Source organism: Paracraurococcus ruber, assembly GCF_004353985.1.
GTDB classification, from domain to species: domain Bacteria; phylum Pseudomonadota; class Alphaproteobacteria; order Acetobacterales; family Acetobacteraceae; genus Paracraurococcus; species Paracraurococcus ruber.
Genome location: NZ_SMOA01000426.1, coordinates 1 through 3,213 on the forward strand (window position 1 = coordinate 1; position 3,213 = coordinate 3,213).

Consider the following 3,213-nt stretch of genomic DNA (forward strand, 5'->3'; position numbering starts at 1 on the left):
GCGGGCTCTGCGCGGCCGGATCCCGGCCGGTGCTGCGGGTCGGGCCGAAGGCGCCGCGGCCGCGGCTGGCCTGCCAGCGCGCCGGGCCGGCACGCGCCGGGGCCGGGCCGCGCCCCGCGACCGCGCCCTGAGTTTGACGCGGCACGAAACGGATCGGTAGGCTTCGCGCGACCCCCAGGGCGGCGAGGCCGGCGATGCAGATCGAGACGCGCAAGGTGTACGACGTGCTGGTCGTGGACATCGCCGGTCGGCTGGACTCCCGCAGCGCGGGCGAAGGCGGCGACCGCCTGGCGGCCATCGCCCAGGGCCCCGACCGCAAGGTGGTGCTGAACCTGGCGGCGATGGAGTATGTCAGCAGCGCCGGCCTGCGCGCCCTGCTGCGCTGCGCCAAGCTGCTGCAGGCGCATGGCGGCGCGCTGCGGCTCTGCGCCGCCAATGCGATGGTGGCGGACGTGCTGGAAAGCTCCGGCTTCAACAGCCTGCTGCAGGTGCATGCGGCGGAGAAGGATGCGGTCGCGGCCTTCGGCTGAACCGCCCGGCCCGCGGCGGCCGGCCGCGTCGGGCCGCGCGGGCACGCATCCTTGATCGCAGGGCTGGGATCGCAGGGCCGGCCGCGCCGGCAGGGCGTTCGCCCAATGCGGCAATCCGTCCTGCCGCGACGCCCGACGGATCAGTAGCGGCATCGGGCCGGCGCCATGGTCCCCGCCCAATCCGGCAGGGACGCGACGCGGGTTCGCGTCGCGCAGGCGTCAGGCCGGCTGCGGCACCCGCACCAGGGTGAACAGGCCGAAGGGCGGGCAGGGCAGGATCTCGGCCGCCGCCCGCGGATCCTCCAGCAGGTCGGTCAGGACGAAGTCCGGATGCCAGCCCAGCACGCGGGACAGCGGCGCCAGGGTGCGCTCCGCCCACCAGCGCAGCCCGCCTTCGGCCGCGAAATGGTTGACGAACAGCAGTTGCCCGCCGGGGCGGACCACCCGCCGCATCTCCCGGTACAGCCGCTTGGCGTCCGGCACGACGGTCGCGGTGAACATCGCCACCGCCACGTCGAAGCTGCCATCGGCGAAGGCCATGGACTCCGCGTCCATCTCCATCAGGCCGGTGACGTTGCGCAGGCGCCGGGCGGCCACGCGTTCCTTCGCCCGCAGCAGCATGTCGCGCGACAGGTCGATGCCGACCACGCGCTTGCGCGGGTCGTAGAGCGGCAGGGCAAGGCCGGTGCCCACCCCGACCTCGAGCACGCGGGTGCCGGGCAGGGCGTTCACCGCCGCGACGGCCCGCCGCCGGCCGGGGCCGGAGACGGAGCCGAACACCTCATCATAGACACCGGCCCAGCGGCGATACGCGTCGCGCACGGCCTCGGTGTCGAGTGCCGCACGCGGATGGCCCAGCCTGGCGTCCTGGAGCAGCCTCGCCTCGCGAATGGGTGTGACCCTTTTGTTAAGCAGATACGGAATGGGGCTAAACCACCCGCCCCCCCGTGGCAAGGGCCGATCACCGGGCCGGGGCACGGCGGTCCGGCAGGGCAACCAGCACGCCGCCGAGCGCGATGACCGCGGCGCCCAGCAGCGTGGTGGCGTCCGGCCAGTCGGCGAAGACCAGCACGCCGGCGACCGAGGCCCAGATCAACTGGGTGTAGGACATCGGCGCCAGCAGGCTGGCCGGGGCCCGGGCATAGGCCAGCACCAGCAGCCCATGCCCGGCGCCGCCCAGCAGGCCGAGCGCCGCCAGCAGCCCCCAGTCCGGCAGGTCCGGCGGCGTCCAGACCAGCGGCTGCGCCAGGCTGGCGGCGAGGGTGGCGGCCAGGCCGGTATGCAGGATGGTGGTGCGCGGGTCGTCGATGGTGGCCAGCTTCCGCGTCAGGATCTGGTAGATGGCGAAGGTGAAGGCGGTGCCCAGCGGCAGGATGGCGGCCCAGTGCATCGGCGCGCCGCCGGTCAGGAAGGGCGGCCGCAGCGCCACCAGCACGCCGACGAAGCCGATGCCGACGCCGATCCAGCGCCGCAGCCCCACCTTCTCCCGCAGCCAGGCGGCGGCGAGGGCGACAGTGAAGAGCGGGGAGGCGAAGCCGATCGCCGTCGCATCGGTCAGCGGCAGATGCGCCAGCGCGGTCGAGAACATGATGTTGCTGCCGGCCAGCAGCAGGCTGCGGATGGCCTGCAGCCCCGGCGCATGCGACCGCCAGGGAAGCCTTCCCATGGTGAGCCGGAAGAACAGCGCGACGGCGAGCAGGCCGAAGAAGAAGCGCGCCCACATCAGCTGCGGCACCGCGTAGCGCGCGGTCAGCAGCTTCAGGATCGTGTCCATGCAGACGAAGACGGCCAGCGCCGTGAGCTGCAGCGCGACGCCGCCGAGGCGCGCGTTCATCGCCGTGGGCGATCCGTCACGCGCCCGGCTCCGCCAGGTATGCGCCGGCCATCCGCGGCGGCACCGGCTGCCGGCATCGGTCCCGGCATCGTCGGGGGCGTGCCGGCCCCGGCGCGGCGACGCGGGCAAGGGCGCATCGGGCAGGGGCGCATCGGGAACCGCATCGGCCACGCGATCCGGCGGTCAGGTGGGCGCGGGAGTCGAACCCGCTCATGGCGGTTTTGCAGACCGCAGCGTTCCCACTTCGCCAGCCCACCGCACCGGCGCAGCCTAGCGCGTCCGGCTGCCGGGGCAAGCCGGGGGGCGGTCGGGAGAGGCGCGCCGGACGCGATGCGGATCACGCGTCATCGCCTCGCCCATCCCGCGCCCGGACGCCTGCCCCTGCGATGCCGTCATCTCCGCGCCCAGGGCGGCGGAGCAACGGCCCGTCCGCCTGCGGCATCGACGGGATGAAGGGATGCCGCTGCGCCGCCGCCCCTCGATGGCGGAAGCTCCGCCAGGATCCACTGGTGCTCGTCGACGATGAGGCGGCGTCACGCATCGGGCCGCGCGCAGCCCCCCGCGATCGCCCCGGCCAGCGTCAGGCCGCATCCTCCCGCCGGTCGCGCACGCGGACATAGGCGACGGCGGCGTGCTCGGTGCAGTAGGGCTTGGCCGGCATCGCCTCGGCAGAGCAGAAGCGGAATTCCGGCGTGCCCGGCTCGCCGATCGGCCAGCAGCAGCTGCGGGTGGAGACGCGCGGGAAGGGGCGCACCACGGCGACCGGCGAGGGCGCGGCGGGGGGCGCCGGGGGATCGGCGCGGCGCGGGGCGACGGCTTCGCGCTGCAGCGGCGGCGGGGCCACCGGGC

Annotated in this window: 4 protein-coding genes and 1 tRNA gene; 1 reads left to right on the forward strand and 4 read right to left on the reverse strand. The window is 74.8% G+C overall.

Features of this window, described 5'->3' with window-relative positions; all coding sequences use genetic code 11:
* Positions 1 to 194: 194 nt before the first annotated feature.
* Positions 195 to 530: an STAS domain-containing protein gene (locus E2C05_RS30185; protein WP_158292474.1), complete on the forward strand. Its 336-nt coding sequence runs from the start codon at positions 195 to 197 to the stop codon at positions 528 to 530.
* Between the two features lie 219 nt (positions 531 to 749).
* Here the strand turns inward: E2C05_RS30185 and E2C05_RS30190 are convergent, their stop codons facing one another.
* The 4 genes from E2C05_RS30190 to E2C05_RS30205 all read right to left on the reverse strand — a co-directional run.
* Entirely contained in the window at positions 750 to 1,406 is a 657-nt protein-coding gene (locus E2C05_RS30190; protein ID WP_408901639.1) for a class I SAM-dependent methyltransferase, read from the reverse strand.
* A gap of 85 nt (positions 1,407 to 1,491) precedes the next feature.
* Positions 1,492 to 2,364, reverse strand: coding sequence for a DMT family transporter (locus tag E2C05_RS30195; RefSeq protein ID WP_133223314.1), 873 nt, complete (start codon positions 2,362 to 2,364; stop codon positions 1,492 to 1,494).
* A 185-nt stretch (positions 2,365 to 2,549) separates the two neighbouring features.
* Positions 2,550 to 2,621: transfer RNA gene (locus tag E2C05_RS30200), tRNA-Cys, on the reverse strand.
* 323 nt (positions 2,622 to 2,944) lie between these two features.
* A partial coding sequence (locus tag E2C05_RS30205) for a GcrA family cell cycle regulator (RefSeq protein ID WP_240046955.1) occupies positions 2,945 to 3,213 on the reverse strand: 269 nt, incomplete at its 5' end.

What these genes read in the sequence shown, in the direction of transcription:
- E2C05_RS30195 (WP_133223314.1), bottom strand. Translation starts at nt 2,364, where the DNA reads ATGAACGCGCGCCTCGGCGGCGTCGCGCTGCAGCTCACGGCGCTGGCC.
- E2C05_RS30185 (WP_158292474.1), top strand. Translation starts at nt 195, where the DNA reads ATGCAGATCGAGACGCGCAAGGTGTACGACGTGCTGGTCGTGGACATC.